We start from the raw sequence: 19,580 nt of genomic DNA, 5'->3' as shown, positions 1-19,580 counted from the left end.
TCAGCCGTGCTCCGCAGTGCCGCTCACACCCACTCCAAGGAAACGTCATGCGCCCGCACGACGTTCCACTTTCCACCGGATGATCACCAGGACGTTATCGAAGCTTGACTCATCGCCGCAGCTCAGGCCCCATGTTCACGCAGCGTTCCGACGGGGGAGCGCTTTTGCGCCATCTTCGGTGACGCGGGTCGCGCCGATGTAGTCAGGCGTGTCGATCTTGTCGAATCTGATCACGGCGCCCGTGTACGGAGCGTTGATCATGTAGCCACCGCCCACATAGATGCCCACGTGGTGGATCGACCGCGGGTCGTTCAGATTGTGGGCGAAGAACACCAGGTCACCCGGGAGCAGTTCGTTCCGCTTCGGGTGCGGCCCCGCGTTCCACTGGTCGTTGGCCACGCGGGGCAACTCGATCCCGACCGATCTGTACGCGGCCTTGGTCAGGCCCGAGCAGTCGAACCGCCCGCCCTGCTCCGGCGTTCCGTTCCCGCCCCAGAGGTACGGCGTACCGAGCTTCTTCTGCGCGTAGTAGATGGCCCCGGCGGCCTGCCGCGAGGGCTCCACCTTCTGGACCGGCGCCTCGAAGCTCTTCGCGAGGGTGGTGATGACCTTGACGTAATTCTGCGTCTCCCGGTACGGCGGCACCCCGTCGTACTGGATGACCCGGTAGGCGCCCGCGTTGTACGCCGCGAGCATGTTGTGCGTGTCGTCCCCCGGGACCTTCTCCACGTACTTGGCCAGTTCGCAGTCGTACGAGGCCGCCGACGCGATCGCGTCCACCGGGTCCCAGACGTCCTTGTCGCCGTCACCGTCGCCGTCCACGCCGTGCGTGGCCCAGGTGCCGGGGATGAACTGCGCGAGCCCCTGCGCCGCCGCCGGGCTCTGCGCCTTGGGGTTCCAGCCGCTCTCCTGGTACAGCTGCGCGGCGAGCAGCGCCGGATTGATGGCGGGACACAGCGTGCCCCACTTCTGCACGTGCGGCTGGTACGCCGCCGGCACCGCGCCCTTCGCCAGCCCGACGGCCCGTCCCGCGGCACCGCCGATCCCGCCGGCCGCGGCGTACGTTCCGATGATCAGCAGCGCGAGAAAGCAGGCACCGAGGCCCGCGCCGATCCCCGTTCCCACCCAGACCTTGCGCACCGCACCCCTCACCCCCACATCGACCCCCGTCAGGCTACCGACGAACCGGTCCCGTGTCCGCCCCGCCCGACCTGGGCCTCAGCCGACAGGCGCCGTCCGGCGGCCACTTGGCGGCATCCCGTGGTCACCGGGACGCCGAGCGCTCTCCGTGATCACCTTCCGCCCCAATATTGCTCAGAGTGACGGCGCATGGTACACACGGTGAGAATACTGGGCCCTGTGGGCGACGCGTGCACCCCTGCTACCGCCGCCCACACGGGATCCGCCAAAGTTTGACGCCAAGTCGACATCGCCACGGGCAAATGTCAGCGAAGATAGAGACTGGCCGCGCCGTCTGGTGCGGGAGACAACTACCCATTAGGGGCGGTGAGTTCAAAAATGTTCATTGCGGCCGAAAAGGGCGACATCACCACCATTATCGGCGGAATCGCCCCGGACTGGGGCCCGTTCGGCACTCTCGGCAACGAAGCGCGGGTAATGATCGAAGTAGTGATGGCGGTGGCCATCCTGCTCTGTCTCGGCATCGCGATCTGGGGCGCGGCGAAGCAGCGCATCGGCGCCACGGCCCTGCGCGACACCTTCAGCGCCGAGCAGGGCAAGGGCCTGATCGTCGCCGGTCTGACCGGCGTCTTCATCATCGGGTCACTGGGCACCCTCTTCACCATCGTCTACGGCATGGCGGTCTAACCGGCCGAGACGTCACCTCCCGCCCGCCGGGCAGCGCGGCCCCCGCGGCACGCCTGCCCGCCGCGCCCCCGAACCGCACATCCGTCGTACGCCCGTCCGTACGCCCCACCCGTCCGTCCGCGCGCCCGCCGCGCGCTCTACCGCGCCACGCCCAGGCTCACGTCCCATGGTCGTCGTCTGTGCGCGACCGCCACACCTGGCCCATATCCCTGCCCGAGGCCACATGCTGATGCCCAGTCCGTCAACTCGTCCACAGCCGACTCCGAACCAGCCGCGTAGTTGTCCACAGGCACTGCGGGCGGGTTCGCCGTTCCGTCACAGTGGGGTGTACTCGTATCAGGACGACCTGTCCGCCTCGCGCGCGGCTACGGTCGTGCACGGGTTGCGGCAAGGCGACGGCGAGAACGGCAGCGATGCCGGTTGAGGGGGCACAGGCACCATGAGTCTCGGTGACGACGGAGCGTACGGCGGCGGGGAGTACAGCGGCCAGGGCCCCGGCCAGACCCGTACCAGACTTCCCGGCGGCGAGGGCGACGTGTACGGCGCCGGCCGCCGGTCACGCGGCGGCATGTCCAGCCGCAACCTGGTGACGATCGTCGGCGTCGTCGTCCTGCTCATCGCGGCCATCGCCTTCGCCAACCGCGGCGGCGACGGCTCCGGTTCCGGCTCCGCCGACGGCAGTTCCGGCGCCCCGGCCGCCCAGCCCACCGCCCCCACGGGCCAACGCCCCGTCTCCGGCAAGAACACCCGCAACCCCGCCATCCCCTCCGGCTTCCCCAAGTCCGAACAGGGGGCGCAGTCGGCGGCGGCGAATTATGCGGTGGCGCTCGCCAGTGACGGGATGTACCGGGCCGACGAGCGCGACGCGATCATCGAGGCGGTGTATTCACCGGCCACCGCGGCCGCCCGCAAGGAAGCCATGGGAAAGGTCTACGACGACCCGGAGTTCCTGGCCGGCGTCGGCCTCGAGAAGGACGGCAGCGCGCCGGACGGCATGACGTTCGTGTCCCGGGCGAACCCGGTGGGCACGAAGGTCGAGAAGTTCGGGGAGAAGTCGGCCACGGTCGCGGTCTGGTACTCCTCCCTCTTCGGCCTCGCCGGTGAGGGCTCGGAGAACCCGGTCACGGAGAGCTGGTACACGACCACCATGAAGCTCCAGTGGACCGGTGGTGACTGGAAGGTCACCGAGGTCTCGCAGAAGAAGGGGCCGGCGCCGGTCGGCCGCGACCAGGCCGCGGCGACGGCCGAGGAGATGTCCAAGGCCGTGGAAGGGTTCGGAGGGTTCACGTATGCCCGGTAAGTCTCCCCGCACCGGTATGTCCGGCCGCCGTGGTCTCTCGCTCGCGGCAGTGTTCGCCGGCGTCCAGACCTGGGCAGTGCTCCTCGCCTCGCGTGCCTTCGCCGAACCGTCGCCGAAGCCGAGCGACGGAGCCTGTGACCTCCTCACCGACAAGGCCAAGGAGCTCTGCGAGGAGCGCAGCTCGGGAGGGAGCAGCGGCACGCCCTCGCCCTCCGTGGACAGCAACCCCCTCGACCCCCTCCAGTCGCTTGCCAAGGGGTGTGCCGACGCCGCCGCGTGGATCGTCACGAAGCTGTCCGACGCCGTGAAGGCGACCTCGCAGGTCGACTTCACGAACGCCGCGTTCCTGCGGCAGTACGCCGTCGTCTTCGCCGCCTCCACGATCCTCACCCTCGTGCTCTGGCTGCTCGCCGTCGCCAAGCGCGCCGTCCGCGGCGTCCGCCTCACCGAGGCGATCAGTGAGGCGGTCGGCTTCCTGTGGCTCACCGTCCTCGCCTCCGCCTTCACCCCCCTGATCCTCTACACCGTCGTCTCCGCCACCGACGGCGTCACCGAGATCATCGCCAAGGGGACGGGCGCCCAGACGGACATCTTCTTCGGGTCGTTCTCCGAAGCCCTCAAGAAGGGCACGGACATCGGCGGCGGCCCGATCATGCTGATCGTCGTCGCGCTCGTCTCCGTCCTCGCGGCCGGCATCCTCTGGCTGGAGCTGGTCATCCGCGCCGCCCTGCTCTACGTCGGCGCCCTGCTCGGCACCGTCGTCTACGCCGGCCTCGTCGACAAGAACATGTGGGGCCACGTCCGCCGCTGGGCCGGCATCATGATCGCCGTGATCATGGTGAAGCCGGTCATCGTGATCGTGCTGGGCATCGCCGGCGCCCTCTCCTCCGAGAAGGGACCGGACTCCTTCTCCGCCGTCGTCTCCGGCCTCGCCATCATCCTGCTCGCCATCTTCGCGAGCGCCATGATCTACCGCTTCGTCCCCGGCTTCGGCGACGAGATCATGGCGGCCCGGACCAACAAGAAGGCGGCGACCGACGGCAGCCAGGCCGCGGCGCTCATCTCCTCCCCCGCCGCCCTCGTCTCACAGGGCATCAAGACCCACAGCTCACGCAGCGGCGGCGGCAACACCGGCGACAACGGCAGCAGCGGCGGCCAGTCCCGCCCGGCCGACGCCGTAGCCGGCGGCGTCGCCGCGCACAGCTCCCGCGGCGGCTCCGGCCCGGCCGGCCCACCCGCGCCCCGTACGAGCCCCGGCCCGCGCCCCGGCGCGGCTTCGGGCGGTTCCGCCCGCACCGGCAACACAGCAGGAGGTGATGGGCGTTGAGCACCCAGTCCCACCCGGTCACGCCCCGACGCACATATCTCATCGGCCGCGCCCGCCCCAACGCCGTCATCGGCAAGAACCGCGAGACGGGCGAGATCGCCCTGATCATCGCGGGCGCGTTCCTCGGCATGATGTGCGGCCTGCTGGTGCCCGTCCTGCCACTGCGCATCGTGACGCTCACCGGCTTCCCGATGCTGGCCCTGGCCGCCGTGTACGTCCCGTACCGCGGCCGGACGTTCTACAAGTGGTTCGAGATCAACCGCAGCTACAAGCGGATGCGGCGGCGCGGCACGACGTACCGCTCCGGCGCGCCCGAAGCCGGCATCAGCCTGGACGGCCGTGAGGTCGAGATCGGCCCGCCGCCCGGCATCGGCCGTATCAACTGGCTCTCCGCGCCCTTCGGTCCGGACGAGATCGCCGTCCTGCTGCACGCCGACCGCCGTACGGTCACCGCGGCCATAGAGATCGAGGGTCCGGGCGTCGGCCTGCGCGACAGCGAGGACCAGGAGGCGCTCGTCGACCGCTTCGGGACGCTGCTCAAGCACGTCGCGAACGGCGACGGTTTCGTGACGCGCCTGCAGATGCTGGCCCGTACGCTCCCCGCCGACCCGGACGCGCACGCCAAGGACGTCGCCCAGCGCGGCGACCAGGCCGCCCCCCAGTGGCTGCAGGACTCCTACGACCAGCTGCAGTCGATGGTCTCCACCTCCTCCGAGCAGCACCGCGCCTACCTCGTCGCCTGCATGCACTACAACCGTGAGCTGGCCACCGAGGCCGAGACCATGGCCCGCGCGGCGCGCATGCACAACGGCGGACCGCTGCGGAAGCGCCTGGACAAGGACGCGGGTCTGGCCGTGGTCATGGCCCGCGAGCTGACCGACATCTGCGCCCGGCTCGCCGAGGCCGACATCCGCGTACGCCAGCCCCTCGGCCAGGCCCGCCTCGCCTCCCTCGTGCACTCCATGTACGACCCGGACCACCCCATCGACCACATCCAGGCGATGAGCAAGCGCAACGCCTGGCCGGCCGAGCTGGACGCGATGGAGCCCACCTACCTCCAGGCCAAGACGCGCGAGTCGATGACCCGCGCCCCGTGGTGCCACGCCACCGCGTGGGTCAAGGAGTGGCCGCTGACCCCGGTCGGCGTCAACTTCCTGGCCCCGCTGCTCGTCCACACCCCCGACGTCATCCGCACGGTCGCCGTCACCATGGACCTGGAGCCGACCGAGGTGGCGATCGAGCGCATGCTGACCGAGAAGACCAACGACGACGCGGAAGCCAGCCGCGCCGCCAAGATGAACCGCGTGGTGGACCCGCGCGACGTCGCCCACCACGGCCGCGTCGACCAGCGCGGCGAGGACCTGGCGTCCGGCGCGGCAGGGGTGAACCTCGTCGGTTACATCACCGTCTCGTCCCGCTCCCCCGAGGCGCTGGCCCGTGACAAGCGGACCATCCGCGCCTCGGCCGGCAAGTCCTACCTCAAGCTGGAGTGGTGCGACCGCGAGCACCACAGGGCCTTCGTCAACACGCTTCCGTTCGCGACCGGGATCCGCCGCTAAGCCGCTGGGAGGCGCGTACGTCATGGCCATGCTCGATCCGCTCGCCGCGATCACCGAGGCCTTCACCAGCTTCCTGTTCGGGAAGGTGGAGACGACCAGGCTGCCCGTACGGACCTCCACGGGGCAGGCCCAGGCCGTCTATCTGCCCACCGCCGCGCCAGGACTCGGCGACTCCGGCGTGATCATCGGCCGCGAGGTGTACAGCGGCAAGGGGTACATCTACGACCCCTTCCAGCTGTACGGCCAGCAGCTGCCGGCCCCGCACTGGCTCGTCCTCGGCGAGTCCGGCAACGGCAAGTCCGCACTGGAGAAGACGTACGTCCTGCGCCAGCTCCGCTTCCGCGACCGCCAGGTCGTGGTGCTCGACGCGCAGGGCGAGGACGGCGTCGGCGAGTGGAACCTCATCGCCGAACAGCTCGGTATAACCCCGATCCGGCTCGACCCCACGGCGGCGCTGAACGGCGGCATCCGCCTCAATCCCCTCGACCCGTCGATCACCACGACCGGCCAGCTGGCGCTGCTCCGCACGATCATCGAGGTGGCCATGGGCCACGGCCTCGACGAGCGCTCCGGCTTCGCGCTGAAGGTCGCGCACGCGGCAGTACTCAACGAGGTCGGCTCCGCCAAGGGCAACGGGACGCGCACCGACCGACAGCCGATCCTCACCGACATCGTCGAGCAACTGCGGCATCCGAAGCCGGAGTCGGCCGAGGCGATGAACGTCGACCTGGACGACGTACGGGCCTGGGGCCTGGACGTGGCCCTCGTGCTGGACCGCCTCGTCGACGGTGACCTCCGCGGCATGTTCGACGGCCCGACGACCGCGGGCATCGACCTCGACGCGCCGCTGATCGTCTTCGACCTCTCGCACATCGACCGCAACTCGATCGCGATGCCGATCCTGATGGCGATCGTCGGAGTCTGGCTGGAGCACACCTGGATCCGTCCCGACCGGAAGAAACGGATCTTCCTGGTCGAGGAGGCCTGGCACATCATCAACTCCCCGTTCGTCGCCCAGCTCTTCCAGCGCCTGCTGAAGTTCGGCCGACGCCTGGGCCTCTCCTTCGTCGCCGTGGTCCACCACCTCAGCGACGTGGTGGACGGCGCGGCGGCGCGGGAGGCGGCGGCCATCCTCAAGATGGCGTCGACCAGGACGATCTATGCCCAGAAGGCCGACGAGGCACGGGCCACGGGGCGGGTGCTGGGGCTCCCACGCTGGGCGGTGGAGATCATCCCCACCCTCACCCCCGGCATCGCGGTCTGGGACGTCAACGGCAACGTCCAGGTCGTCAAACACCTGATCACCGAGGCCGAGCGCCCGCTGGTCTACACGGACCGCGCCATGACCGAGTCCTCCGTCGCCGACGCCTCGGCGCAGCCCACGGAGGAGGCCCGCGCCCTGGAGCGCGCGGCGGACGCCGAGGCCGAAGCACGCGCCGAAGCCATGGCCATGGCCCGCCAGCTCAGCAACGAGTCGAGCGAGACGGTGGCCTGAGAACTTCGACGGCCCCGGACGATTCAATGGCCTCGGACGATTCAATGGTTCCGGGCGATGCAATGGCCTCGGGCGATTTAATGGTTCCGGGCGATGCAATGGCCTCGGGCGATTCAACGGTTCCGGGCGATGCAAAGGCTTCGGACGAGCAGCACGGCAGCACGAAGGACGGGTCGGTGGCGTGAGCGACGGGTACGACCGGTACGGCCGGCAGGGGCAGGCGTACGGAGAGCACGGCCCCGGCGGCGGAGCGGGCCACGACGGCGGGACCGGGCCCCGGCGCCGGGAGCGAGGCATCCCCGACTCGCTGCTCGTCGGCGTGCTGGCCTTCCTCCTCGGCCTGACCGTCCTCGTATGGCTCGCCACAGGCCTCTCCGGTCTCTTCGCCCACGGCGGCTGGCCCGAGCAGCTGTCCTTCGCCCGTACCCCCCTCGCCATGCGCGAACTGGTCACCCAGCCGCACGACCTGGCCGCGGCCTGGCCCGCCACCCCGCGCGGCCAGCTCTCCGGCTACGGCCTCTTCTGGGGCGTCTTCATCAGCGAGCTGATGGTCCTGATCGTCCTCACCGTCTTCGCCCTCGGCACGATCACCCGCTTCCGCGCGGTACGTGCCCAGCGGCGCGCGGAACGCAGGGCGGTCCGGAACGACCCCGAAGCCACCCCGGGGCAGAGCGCCTCCCCCGTACCGGGACAGCCCTCCGGCGGCGCCGTACAGATGACCAAGGCCCCGGCGCCGGACGCCTCGGCCGGGGCTCCGGCGGCGCCCCCTGCTCCGGCCCCGGCCCCAGCGCCGGCCGCCACGCCAGAAGGGCCCGAGGGGCCCGAGGCCGCCGTGAACGGCGTGCCGACGCCCGCAGAGGCCGCCGCCGCACCAGCAGTCGCACCGGCCTCCCAGCCGCCCGCAGACGCCCGTACGAGCGCCCCGGCCGAAGCAGTCCCCGCCCAGGGCTCAACCAGCCCGGTGGTGCCCGCCCCGGCCGTCACCGCGGCCGCCGCGGACGGTACCGCAGGAGCGATCGGCGCCATCGGTACGGCCGATACGGCCGCTACTGCCGGTAAAACCGTCACGCCCGGTACGTCCGGTACGGCTGGTACGCCCACCGCGCCCCCTCCGACCGGCATCGTCGGCAGCCCCGCCGGGCCGGCCGGCACCGTGCTTCCCCGCGTCCAGTACCACCGCTCCGCTCGTGCCGCCGCCCGCGACGCCGCGCTCGGCGTGATCAACGCTGCCGAGGGCCCGCTCCTCGTGGCGACGACCGACCCGGCCCTCTGGGCCGAGACCAAGGACGCACGCGCGAAGCTCGGCCCGCTGCACACCTACGACCCGCTGCACGTCCTCGACACCCCCGCCCGCCTCCGCTGGTCCCCGACCGCGGGCTGTGCGGACGTCGCCGTCGCCGGCAGCCGTGCCACTGCGCTCCTCGCCCCCGTCCGCCCGATGAGCACGCTCGATTCGGCCCTGGCCGACGCCGCGGAAACGCTGCTGCGCTGCTGGCTGCACGCGGCCGCCGTGGACGGCCGGCCGTTCCGGCAGATCCACCGCTGGGCCCAGGGCAGCGGCGCCGCGCACGAGCCCGTACGCATTCTCCGTACGAACTCCAAGGCCGCGTCCGGCCGGGCCGGCGAGCTGGAGTCCGTACTGACCGCGCACCCCGAACGCCGCGACATGGCACAGCAGCTGGTCGCCCGCGCGCTCGCCGCCCTCTCTTCGGTGCACATCCGCGACGCTTGCAATCCAGGGCGATCCGATGCGCTCGCGCTCGAATCATTTGTCGCCGAAGGGGGAACGCTTTATGTTGCGGGCGAGTCGATCGAGGATCCGCGTACCGCACCGGGTGCGATGCCCTTGCTCACCGCACTCGTCTCCAGCGTGGTCGAGCGCGGCCGCCGCATGGCCGAACGGTCATCTGACGGTCGCCTCGACCCACCACTCACCCTGGTACTCGACGACATCGCGGCCCTCGCGCCCCTGCCGGCCCTCCCCGCGCTCATCGAATCGGGCGCCGCACAGGGCCTGCTGACGCTCGCCACGCTCCGCTCCCCCGAGCAGGCCCGCGCCCGCTGGCCGCACTTCTCACCGCCGGCCTGACCTCCCGGAGGCCGACCGGCTCTCGGGGAACGCTTCCCGTCGGCCCACGGGACCGCCTCCGTCGGCTCACGGAGTCCGCTTCTTTGCGTACTCCCATATCCTCCCCGTGTCGTCCTCCTCGTCCTCGCCCGTACGCACGAACCCGTGCGCCTCGTACAGCCGTTGCGCGCGGACGTTGCGCTCGTGCACCGACAGGAAGACGCTCTCCGCGCCTGCCGGGCCCTCGGTGGCACGCTCGACCGCAGCCCGCAGCAACGCGCCTGCCAGCCCCGTCCGCCGGTGCTCAGGACGTACGTAGAAGCCCACCACCTTGGCCTTCGGCTGCTCCGGAGTCTCCAGGAGTACGGTTGCCATCCCGGCCCAGCCACCGTCGGAAGCCACCCCGACGTACGTCACGACGCGGCTTCCGAGCTCGCTCGCCCGAGCGTTCTCCTGCCACTGCTCGTCGGGGTATGCGGACGCCTGCGCGTAGGTCGTGAGGAAGGCGATGGAGGCCGCCGGGTCCGAAAGGGCCGAGAGCCGCAGCTCCTTGAGGCTGCGCCATTCGCCGGCCGACACCGGCCTGATCTCATAATCCATCATCGAAGCCTAGAACGCAGGAAAGCCCCGCACCATACGGTGCGGGGCTTTCCCACAAAAATTGTTCGGCGGCGTCCTACTCTCCCACAGGGTCCCCCCTGCAGTACCATCGGCGCTGAAAGGCTTAGCTTCCGGGTTCGAAATGTAACCGGGCGTTTCCCTAACGCTATGACCACCGAAACACTATGAAGATAACAACTCCAGCCGACAAGGCGAGTTCGTTACTTCAGAACAAACACAGTGGACGCGAGCAACTGAGGACAAGCCCTCGGCCTATTAGTACCAGTCAACTCCACCCGTTACCGGGCTTCCATATCTGGCCTATCAACCCAGTCGTCTACTGGGAGCCTTACCCTCTCAAGGAGGTGGGAGCACTCATCTCGAAGCAGGCTTCCCGCTTAGATGCTTTCAGCGGTTATCCCTCCCGAACGTAGCCAACCAGCCATGCCCTTGGCAGGACAACTGGCACACCAGAGGTTCGTCCGTCCCGGTCCTCTCGTACTAGGGACAGCCCTTCTCAATACTCCTACGCGCACAGCGGATAGGGACCGAACTGTCTCACGACGTTCTAAACCCAGCTCGCGTACCGCTTTAATGGGCGAACAGCCCAACCCTTGGGACCGACTCCAGCCCCAGGATGCGACGAGCCGACATCGAGGTGCCAAACCATCCCGTCGATATGGACTCTTGGGGAAGATCAGCCTGTTATCCCCGGGGTACCTTTTATCCGTTGAGCGACGGCGCTTCCACAAGCCACCGCCGGATCACTAGTCCCGACTTTCGTCCCTGCTCGACCCGTCAGTCTCACAGTCAAGCTCCCTTGTGCACTTACACTCAACACCTGATTGCCAACCAGGCTGAGGGAACCTTTGGGCGCCTCCGTTACCCTTTGGGAGGCAACCGCCCCAGTTAAACTACCCACCAGACACTGTCCCTGATCCGGATCACGGACCCAGGTTAGACATCCAGCACGACCAGAGTGGTATTTCAACAATGACTCCACCATGACTGGCGTCACGGCTTCACAGTCTCCCACCTATCCTACACAAGCCGAACCGAACACCAATATCAAGCTATAGTAAAGGTCCCGGGGTCTTTCCGTCCTGCTGCGCGAAACGAGCATCTTTACTCGTAGTGCAATTTCACCGGGCCTATGGTTGAGACAGTCGAGAAGTCGTTACGCCATTCGTGCAGGTCGGAACTTACCCGACAAGGAATTTCGCTACCTTAGGATGGTTATAGTTACCACCGCCGTTTACTGGCGCTTAAGTTCTCAGCTTCGCCTGGTCGAAACCAAGCTAACCGGTCCCCTTAACGTTCCAGCACCGGGCAGGCGTCAGTCCGTATACATCGCCTTACGGCTTCGCACGGACCTGTGTTTTTAGTAAACAGTCGCTTCTCGCTGGTCTCTGCGGCCACCACCAGCTCAGAGGGAAAACCTCATCACCAGCAATGGCCCCCCTTCTCCCGAAGTTACGGGGGCATTTTGCCGAGTTCCTTAACCATAGTTCACCCGAACGCCTCGGTATTCTCTACCTGACCACCTGAGTCGGTTTAGGGTACGGGCCGCCATGAAACTCGCTAGAGGCTTTTCTCGACAGCATAGGATCATCCACTTCACCACAATCGGCTCGGCATCAGGTCTCACCCTTCAACGTGCGACGGATTTGCCTACCGCACGGGCTACACCCTTACCCCGGGACAACCACCGCCCGGGCTGGACTACCTTCCTGCGTCACCCCATCACTCACCTACTACAAGTCTGGTTCGTCGGCTCCACCACTCCCCTACGCTCCGAAGAGCTCAGGGCGGCTTCACGGACTTAGCATCGCCTGATTCGATGTTTGGCGCTTCAAAGCGGGTACCGGAATATCAACCGGTTGTCCATCGACTACGCCTGTCGGCCTCGCCTTAGGTCCCGACTTACCCTGGGCAGATCAGCTTGACCCAGGAACCCTTAGTCAATCGGCGCACACGTTTCTCACGTGTGAATCGCTACTCATGCCTGCATTCTCACTCGTGAACCGTCCACAACTCGTTTCCACGGCTGCTTCACCCGGCACACGACGCTCCCCTACCCATCACGATCCCCGTTGGGGGTCATATCGCAATGACACGACTTCGGCGGTGTGCTTGAGCCCCGCTACATTGTCGGCGCGGAATCACTTGACCAGTGAGCTATTACGCACTCTTTCAAGGGTGGCTGCTTCTAAGCCAACCTCCTGGTTGTCTCTGCGACTCCACATCCTTTCCCACTTAGCACACGCTTAGGGGCCTTAGTCGATGCTCTGGGCTGTTTCCCTCTCGACCATGGAGCTTATCCCCCACAGTCTCACTGCCGCGCTCTCACTTACCGGCATTCGGAGTTTGGCTAAGGTCAGTAACCCGGTAGGGCCCATCGCCTATCCAGTGCTCTACCTCCGGCAAGAAACACACGACGCTGCACCTAAATGCATTTCGGGGAGAACCAGCTATCACGGAGTTTGATTGGCCTTTCACCCCTAACCACAGGTCATCCCCCAGGTTTTCAACCCTGGTGGGTTCGGTCCTCCACGAAGTCTTACCTCCGCTTCAACCTGCCCATGGCTAGATCACTCCGCTTCGGGTCTTGAGCATGCTACTGAAGTCGCCCTCTTCGGACTCGCTTTCGCTACGGCTTCCCCACACGGGTTAACCTCGCAACATACCGCAAACTCGCAGGCTCATTCTTCAAAAGGCACGCAGTCACGACATACAGCAAGCTGTATGCGACGCTCCCACGGCTTGTAGGCACACGGTTTCAGGTACTATTTCACTCCGCTCCCGCGGTACTTTTCACCATTCCCTCACGGTACTATCCGCTATCGGTCACCAGGGAATATTTAGGCTTAACGGGTGGTCCCGCCAGATTCACACGGGATTTCTCGGGCCCCGTGCTACTTGGGTGTCTCTCCAACGAGCCGCTGATGTTTCGGCTACGGGGGTCTTACCCTCTACGCCGGACCTTTCGCATGTCCTTCGCCTACATCAACGGTTTCTGACTCGTCCCACAGCCGGCAGACTGCAGACAAGAGATCCCACAACCCCGCACTGGCAACCCCTGCCGGGTATCACACCAATACGGTTTGGCCTCATCCGGTTTCGCTCGCCACTACTCCCGGAATCACGGTTGTTTTCTCTTCCTGCGGGTACTGAGATGTTTCACTTCCCCGCGTTCCCTCCACACTGCCTATGTGTTCAGCAGCGGGTGACAGCCCATGACGACTGCCGGGTTTCCCCATTCGGAAACCCCCGGATCAAAGCCTGGTTGACGACTCCCCGGGGACTATCGCGGCCTCCCACGTCCTTCATCGGTTCCTGGTGCCAAGGCATCCACCGTGCGCCCTTAAAAACTTGGCCACAGATGCTCGCGTCCACTGTGCAGTTCTCAAGCAACGACCAGCCACCCATCACCCAGACCAAAGCCTGGTGCACTGGGGCCGGCGTCTGTGAAGGACAGCCTTACGGCCGTGCCCTCAGACACCCAACAGCGTGCCCGACACATCCAGCCGACGACTGCGTTCCACGCTCCGAAGAGCAGTACTGACGGTCACCAGACCGAGTGTGCCGAGTAGTCAACGTTCCACCCATGAGCAACCAGCATCAGACGTTCGCTGATGTTCTGGCCTCTGAACCAGCCCCGAAGGACCGGCTTAGAAGTGCTCCTTAGAAAGGAGGTGATCCAGCCGCACCTTCCGGTACGGCTACCTTGTTACGACTTCGTCCCAATCGCCAGTCCCACCTTCGACGATTCCCTCCCACAAGGGGTTGGGCCACCGGCTTCGGGTGTTACCGACTTTCGTGACGTGACGGGCGGTGTGTACAAGGCCCGGGAACGTATTCACCGCAGCAATGCTGATCTGCGATTACTAGCGACTCCGACTTCATGGGGTCGAGTTGCAGACCCCAATCCGAACTGAGACCGGCTTTTTGAGATTCGCTCCACCTCGCGGTATCGCAGCTCATTGTACCGGCCATTGTAGCACGTGTGCAGCCCAAGACATAAGGGGCATGATGACTTGACGTCGTCCCCACCTTCCTCCGAGTTGACCCCGGCAGTCTCCTGTGAGTCCCCATCACCCCGAAGGGCATGCTGGCAACACAGAACAAGGGTTGCGCTCGTTGCGGGACTTAACCCAACATCTCACGACACGAGCTGACGACAGCCATGCACCACCTGTACACCGACCACAAGGGGGCGCCTGTCTCCAGACGTTTCCGGTGTATGTCAAGCCTTGGTAAGGTTCTTCGCGTTGCGTCGAATTAAGCCACATGCTCCGCCGCTTGTGCGGGCCCCCGTCAATTCCTTTGAGTTTTAGCCTTGCGGCCGTACTCCCCAGGCGGGGAACTTAATGCGTTAGCTGCGGCACGGACGACGTGGAATGTCGCCCACACCTAGTTCCCAACGTTTACGGCGTGGACTACCAGGGTATCTAATCCTGTTCGCTCCCCACGCTTTCGCTCCTCAGCGTCAGTATCGGCCCAGAGATCCGCCTTCGCCACCGGTGTTCCTCCTGATATCTGCGCATTTCACCGCTACACCAGGAATTCCGATCTCCCCTACCGAACTCTAGCCTGCCCGTATCGAATGCAGACCCGGGGTTAAGCCCCGGGCTTTCACATCCGACGCGACAAGCCGCCTACGAGCTCTTTACGCCCAATAATTCCGGACAACGCTTGCGCCCTACGTATTACCGCGGCTGCTGGCACGTAGTTAGCCGGCGCTTCTTCTGCAGGTACCGTCACTTGCGCTTCTTCCCTGCTGAAAGAGGTTTACAACCCGAAGGCCGTCATCCCTCACGCGGCGTCGCTGCATCAGGCTTGCGCCCATTGTGCAATATTCCCCACTGCTGCCTCCCGTAGGAGTCTGGGCCGTGTCTCAGTCCCAGTGTGGCCGGTCGCCCTCTCAGGCCGGCTACCCGTCGTCGCCTTGGTAGGCCATTACCCCACCAACAAGCTGATAGGCCGCGGGCTCATCCTGCACCGCCGGAGCTTTCCACACGGAGACCATGCGATCCCGTGTCGTATCCGGTATTAGACCCCGTTTCCAGGGCTTGTCCCAGAGTGCAGGGCAGATTGCCCACGTGTTACTCACCCGTTCGCCACTAATCCACCACCGAAGCGGCTTCATCGTTCGACTTGCATGTGTTAAGCACGCCGCCAGCGTTCGTCCTGAGCCAGGATCAAACTCTCCGTGAATGCTTCCCCGTGATCGGGGCGAACACCACGAGAGCGGAACAGATCGGAGGAATAGTCCGATCCGTTCACAGCGTCCTCGCTGTGTTGCCTCCCAAGCTTGGGAGGGCTTTCAAAGGAACCTCGTCCCAGCAGAGTTGCTGGAGACGGGGTATCAACATATCTGGCGTTGACTTTTGGCACGCTGTTGAGTTCTCAAGGAACGGACGCTTCCTTTGTACTCACCCTCTCGGGCTTTCCTCCGGGCGCTTCCCTTCGGTCTTGCGTTTCCGACTCTATCAGATCCTTGCGGCTCCGATTTTCGCCGGTGCGTTTCGGCCTTTCGGCTTCTTCGCGGTTCCAACCTTACCAGATCCGCTTGGCGTTTCCGGCCCCCTGTTGGAGCGGGGTTCGCTTTCCGGTCGGCCCTTTCGGGCTTTCCCTTTCGGCGAGTCCGACTCTATCAGACGCTTTCCGGCTCGTTTCCGGTCCGAATTCGCTTCCGAATCCCCGTCGGCGGGGTTTTTCGCGCCTTCCGGCGTGTCCACTACTTTAGCGGTTTTCCCTGCCGGTTCATAATCGAGCCGGTCGGTCGAATTTCGGCATGCCGAAATTGTTCCCGAAGGAAGGTCGTGCAGTAGTGGGTTGCCGCCGGTGCGGCGTGAGTGGCTGCCGGGAGCCGATGACTCCGTGGCAACTCGGAGGACACTACACGAGGGCTCGGGTTCGTTCAAACCCGTGCCTGGGCGCCCTCCGCGGCGTACCGTAGGCGCCATGCATACGCGTGCGCTCGTACAGCAGTGGTGGCCCGCCTGACGGCGGCCGACCACAGCGCATGCATGAACACGGCCGCCGCCCCCGGCGGCCGTTCGCGTATCTCCCTCCCGCAGCCGGCCGGTCGGATCGGTGCGGCGGTCTCCACGAAACCGAGCGAGTGAGCAGGTAAGGGGACCGAGAGATGACGCGGATCTTCAGTGGTGTGCAGCCGACCGGGCATCTGACGCTGGGCAATTACCTCGGGGCGATGCGGCGCTGGGCCGAGGAGGACCAGTACCGGGCGGACGCGCTGTTCTGCGTGGTCGACCTGCACGCGCTGACCGTCGAGCACGATCCGGCGCGGGTGCGGCGGCTCAGCCGGCAGGCCGCGACGCTGCTGCTGGCCGCCGGGCTGGATCCCGAGCGGTGCACGGTGTTCGTGCAGAGCCAGGTGGATGAGCACGTGCGGCTGTCGTACCTGATGGAGTGCACGGCCACGGACGGCGAGATGCGGCGCATGATCCAGTACAAGGAGAAGGCGGCACGGGAGCGCGAGCGCGGCGGGAGCGTACGGCTGTCGCTGCTGACGTATCCGGCGCTGATGGCCGCGGACATCCTGGCGTACGGGACGGACGAGGTGCCTGTGGGTGAGGACCAGGCGCAGCATGTGGAGCTCACCCGGGATCTGGCGGTGCGGTTCAACCAGCGGTACGGGCAGACGTTCGTGGTGCCGAAGGCCACGCTTCCGGCGGTGGGGGCGCGGGTGATGGACCTGCAGGAGCCGACGGCGAAGATGGGGAAGTCGCGGGTCCGTACGGCGGGGATCGTCTATCTGCTGGACGAGCCGGACGTGGTGCGCAAGAAGGTGATGCGGGCCGTCACGGACGCGGGCAGCGACGTCGTGTACGACCGGGCCGAGCGTCCGGGGGTCGCGAACCTGCTCGACGTGCTGGCGGCATGTACGGGCGGTGATCCGCGGGTGCTGGCCGATGAGTACGACTCGTACGGGGCCTTGAAGAAGGACACGGCCGAGGCCGTGGTGGAGACGGTGCGTCCGGTGCGGGAACGGCATGCGGAGCTGGCCGCGGATCCCTCGTATGTGGACGGGGTGCTGACGGCGGGTGCCGAGCGGGCCCGGGCGATGGCCCGGCCGCGGGTGGACGCGGCGTACCGGGCGGTCGGGCTGGTGGCATGAGAACCCTCCGGCCGCGGTGGCCCGCCGGCCACAGCGAACGGACGGGACGAGCGTGACGGTGCAGGAGGGCGAGAGGGCGTAGAGGGCCTAGAGGGCTGGGAGAACGCTCGTCGCGGCGGTTGCCTGGAGGGCAGCCGCCGCGGGGCGGGCGTCAGCCGTTGCCGGAGGCCAGGGCGCGGCTGCGGTCGCGGGCGGCTTCGAGCGCGGCGATGAGGGCGGCGCGTACGCCGTGGTTCTCCAGCTCGCGGATGGCGTTGATGGTGGTGCCGGCCGGCGAGGTGACGTTCTCGCGCAGCTTGACCGGGTGCTCGCCGCTGTCGCGGAGCATCACGGCGGCGCCGATGGCGGCCTGGACGATCAGGTCGTGCGCCTTGTCGCGGGGCAGGCCGAGCAGGATGCCGGCGTCGGTCATGGCCTCGACGAGGAAGTAGAAGTAGGCCGGGCCGGAGCCGGAGAGGGCGGTGGCGGCGTCCTGCTGGGACTCGGGGACGCGGAGCGTCTTGCCGACGCCGCCGAAGATCTCTTCGGCGTGTGCGAGGTGCTCGTCGGTGGCGTGGGTGCCGGCGGAGATGACGGACATGGCCTCGTCGACGAGGGCGGGGGTGTTCGTCATGACCCGTACGACCGGGGTCTCCGGGGCGAGCCGCTCCTCGAAGAACGAGGTGGGGATGCCGGCGGCGCCGCTGATGACGAGGCGGTCGGCGGGGACGTGCGGGGCCAGCTCGTCCAGGAGCGCGCCCATGTCCTGCGGCTTGACGGTGAGGATGAGCGTGTCGGCGGCCTTGGCGGCGTCGGCGTTGCTGACGGCCTCGACGCCGTAGCGCTCGCGGAGCTGGGCCGCGCGCTCGGGCCGGCGGGCGGTGACCAGCAGGTCGGACGGCGACCAGCCACCGCGGATCATGCCGCTGAGCAGGGCTTCGCCGATCTTTCCTGTGCCTAGGACGGCGACCTTGTGGGACATGCGGTTCACCTCGCCGGTGGGACTTCGTGGTGCGCGCCGGGCGCGCGGTACCGCGTCATCCTCGCATTCGGCCGCGCGCGGACGCCGGGGCGTTTCACGTTGTGGGCGAGGGCGGCCGTCCGGCGGGAGCTGCGGTGATGCGGAAGAGCTGGTCGTCCGAGGCCGTGCAGCGGGTGACGACGGCTTCCGAGCCTTCGGCGGTGGCCGGGGCGGCGATGGTGACGCAGCCCTGGCCGGCCTCCACGCGGAAGCGGAAGAGAGCGGGGTCGTCTTCGGGGGCATGGCTGTCTTCGCGGGCGGGGTCGTCTTCGCGGGTCCGGTCGTCTTCGCGGGTGGGTGCGGGGTCGATATGCAGGCGGGTGGCGTTGCCGCAGTCGTTCTGGGGTTCCAGGAGGCCGGCGGCGGCTGCGTCGGTCCGTAGCGTGAGGCAGCCGGTGCCCTGGTCGGGGCGCCACCACTCGATGCGGTACGTGCCGCCACCCGCCGGGACGAGCCGGGTGCGCTGCGGTGCCACGTCGGAGCAGGGCCGTTGGACGGCCACCACGGAGTCGTACCGGCGGTCCGGGACGTATCCGTCGGTCAGGCAGAGGTGCGGTGCGCTGAGCGGCTGGATGCGTACCGGCCCCTTGGGCGGTACGGAGCCGGCCTCCGAGGAGCGGTCGCCGGTCCCGCCGAAGGACGTCCAGGCCCAGACGGCGAGCGCGGCCAGTACGAGGACGGCCGCCGCGGCCGTCAGGAGGGCGGGCCGGTGGGGGCCGGCGGGAGCCGGCGCGGCCGCCTCTGCCGTTGATTTCAGTTCCGGTGACGGTTCCGGTTCCGGTTCCGGTTCCGCTCCGGCTTCTGCGCCTGGCGTCGGCTCCGTCGCGGAGTTCGTCGCGGACTTCGTGGCGGACTTCGTCGCGGACTTCGTGGCGAGCAGGCTGCGGGCTCTGGTCCACTCCGCGGTCCGGTCGCCTTCTCCGCACGCCCGGACGAAGGCAGCCAGCAGTTCGGGGCGCGGCAGGGACCGGCCGCTCAGCGCGTTGGCCAGGGTGCTGCGGGCGAGGGTGTCGCCTTGTGCGGCGGCCTTCTCCTCCAGCTGGCGGTAGGTGAGGCCGGACCGTTCCTTCAGGTGCCGCATCGCCTCGATGAACTCGGCGACATCCTGCGCCGCGTACGGCGCTGAGCCGTCCCGGTTTTCCATAGGTGTCATCTTGCCCAGGACATGCCATTCGGCCAATGGGCACTTCCAGTCGCTTCTGTTCGCTCCCGGTCGCTTCCGTGTCGCTCGGCTCTGTCCCGACCGGAATCCGGACAAGG

At 67.2% G+C, this 19,580-nt stretch carries 11 protein-coding genes and 3 rRNA genes; 7 read left to right on the top strand and 7 right to left on the bottom strand.

Annotated features, from left to right (window positions below):
* Positions 1–135: 135 nt before the first annotated feature.
* A complete protein-coding gene (locus AAC944_RS21080) occupies positions 136–1,140 on the bottom strand; it encodes a bifunctional lytic transglycosylase/C40 family peptidase (protein ID WP_030610352.1) in 1,005 nt (334 codons plus the stop codon).
* 378 nt (positions 1,141–1,518) lie between these two features.
* Here AAC944_RS21080 and AAC944_RS21075 point away from each other — a divergent pair, with 378 nt between their 5' ends.
* The 6 genes from AAC944_RS21075 (at position 1,519) to AAC944_RS21050 (ending at position 9,597) form a co-directional block, all read left to right on the top strand.
* On the top strand, positions 1,519–1,827 hold the full coding sequence (locus AAC944_RS21075) for a DUF8827 family protein (RefSeq protein ID WP_030610355.1): 309 nt from the start codon (positions 1,519–1,521) through the stop codon (positions 1,825–1,827).
* Positions 1,828–2,266: 439 nt separating this feature from the next.
* Positions 2,267–3,127 carry a hypothetical protein gene (locus tag AAC944_RS21070; protein ID WP_030610358.1) on the top strand — a complete coding sequence of 287 codons (861 nt, stop codon included), beginning with the start codon at positions 2,267–2,269 and terminating at the stop codon, positions 3,125–3,127.
* A complete protein-coding gene (locus tag AAC944_RS21065; protein ID WP_030610361.1) occupies positions 3,117–4,454 on the top strand; it encodes a hypothetical protein in 1,338 nt (445 codons plus the stop codon). The genes AAC944_RS21070 and AAC944_RS21065 overlap by 11 nt, the downstream gene beginning before the upstream one ends.
* Positions 4,451–6,013, top strand: coding sequence for an SCO6880 family protein (locus AAC944_RS21060; protein ID WP_030610363.1), 1,563 nt, complete (start codon positions 4,451–4,453; stop codon positions 6,011–6,013). Before AAC944_RS21065 ends, AAC944_RS21060 begins: the two co-directional genes overlap by 4 nt.
* Before the next feature lie 28 nt (positions 6,014–6,041).
* Complete coding sequence (locus AAC944_RS21055; protein ID WP_030610365.1) at positions 6,042–7,508, top strand: ATP-binding protein; 1,467 nt, start codon at positions 6,042–6,044, stop codon at positions 7,506–7,508.
* Positions 7,509–7,689: 181 nt separating this feature from the next.
* Positions 7,690–9,597 (top strand): type VI secretion protein, encoded by a 1,908-nt coding sequence (locus AAC944_RS21050; RefSeq protein WP_368396385.1) that lies wholly within the window; start codon positions 7,690–7,692, stop codon positions 9,595–9,597.
* Between the two features lie 66 nt (positions 9,598–9,663).
* Here the strand turns inward: AAC944_RS21050 and AAC944_RS21045 are convergent, their stop codons facing one another.
* The 4 genes from AAC944_RS21045 to AAC944_RS21030 all read right to left on the bottom strand — a co-directional run bounded on the left by AAC944_RS21045 (position 9,664) and on the right by AAC944_RS21030 (position 15,393).
* A complete protein-coding gene (locus AAC944_RS21045) occupies positions 9,664–10,176 on the bottom strand; it encodes a GNAT family N-acetyltransferase (protein ID WP_030610371.1) in 513 nt (170 codons plus the stop codon).
* Between the two features lie 63 nt (positions 10,177–10,239).
* A 5S ribosomal RNA gene (gene rrf, locus AAC944_RS21040) occupies positions 10,240–10,356 on the bottom strand.
* A gap of 76 nt (positions 10,357–10,432) precedes the next feature.
* Positions 10,433–13,554, bottom strand: a 23S ribosomal RNA gene (locus AAC944_RS21035).
* Positions 13,555–13,864: 310 nt separating this feature from the next.
* A 16S ribosomal RNA gene (locus AAC944_RS21030) occupies positions 13,865–15,393 on the bottom strand.
* Together the 16S, 23S and 5S rRNA genes form the textbook arrangement of a ribosomal RNA operon.
* 934 nt (positions 15,394–16,327) lie before the next feature.
* On the opposite strand from AAC944_RS21030, the gene trpS reads away from it, so the two are divergent.
* The gene (gene trpS, locus AAC944_RS21025; RefSeq protein ID WP_030621634.1) at positions 16,328–17,320 is read left to right on the top strand and encodes a tryptophan--tRNA ligase; all 993 of its coding nucleotides are present in this window, start codon (positions 16,328–16,330) and stop codon (positions 17,318–17,320) included.
* Between the two features lie 151 nt (positions 17,321–17,471).
* Here trpS and proC read toward each other — a convergent pair whose 3' ends face one another.
* Entirely contained in the window at positions 17,472–18,281 is an 810-nt protein-coding gene (gene proC / locus AAC944_RS21020; RefSeq protein ID WP_030621635.1) for a pyrroline-5-carboxylate reductase, read from the bottom strand.
* A gap of 94 nt (positions 18,282–18,375) precedes the next feature.
* Positions 18,376–19,464 carry a helix-turn-helix domain-containing protein gene (locus AAC944_RS21015; protein WP_051872219.1) on the bottom strand — a complete coding sequence of 363 codons (1,089 nt, stop codon included), beginning with the start codon at positions 19,462–19,464 and terminating at the stop codon, positions 18,376–18,378.
* Positions 19,465–19,580 lie beyond the last annotated feature (116 nt).

The sequence above is a fragment of the Streptomyces sclerotialus genome, from assembly GCF_040907265.1.
Taxonomy (GTDB): Bacteria; Actinomycetota; Actinomycetes; order Streptomycetales; family Streptomycetaceae; genus Streptomyces; species Streptomyces sclerotialus.
Note: the sequence above shows the minus strand (reverse complement) of the source record. Positions and strands in the feature narration are given on the sequence as shown.

What these genes read in the sequence shown, in the direction of transcription:
- AAC944_RS21075 (WP_030610355.1), top strand. Translation starts at nt 1,519, where the DNA reads ATGTTCATTGCGGCCGAAAAGGGCGACATCACCACCATTATCGGCGGA.
- AAC944_RS21070 (WP_030610358.1), top strand. Translation starts at nt 2,267, where the DNA reads ATGAGTCTCGGTGACGACGGAGCGTACGGCGGCGGGGAGTACAGCGGC.
- AAC944_RS21065 (WP_030610361.1), top strand. Translation starts at nt 3,117, where the DNA reads ATGCCCGGTAAGTCTCCCCGCACCGGTATGTCCGGCCGCCGTGGTCTC.
- AAC944_RS21055 (WP_030610365.1), top strand. Translation starts at nt 6,042, where the DNA reads ATGCTCGATCCGCTCGCCGCGATCACCGAGGCCTTCACCAGCTTCCTG.
- AAC944_RS21045 (WP_030610371.1), bottom strand. Translation starts at nt 10,176, where the DNA reads ATGGATTATGAGATCAGGCCGGTGTCGGCCGGCGAATGGCGCAGCCTC.
- trpS (WP_030621634.1), top strand. Translation starts at nt 16,328, where the DNA reads ATGACGCGGATCTTCAGTGGTGTGCAGCCGACCGGGCATCTGACGCTG.
- proC (WP_030621635.1), bottom strand. Translation starts at nt 18,281, where the DNA reads ATGTCCCACAAGGTCGCCGTCCTAGGCACAGGAAAGATCGGCGAAGCC.
- AAC944_RS21015 (WP_051872219.1), bottom strand. Translation starts at nt 19,464, where the DNA reads ATGGAAAACCGGGACGGCTCAGCGCCGTACGCGGCGCAGGATGTCGCC.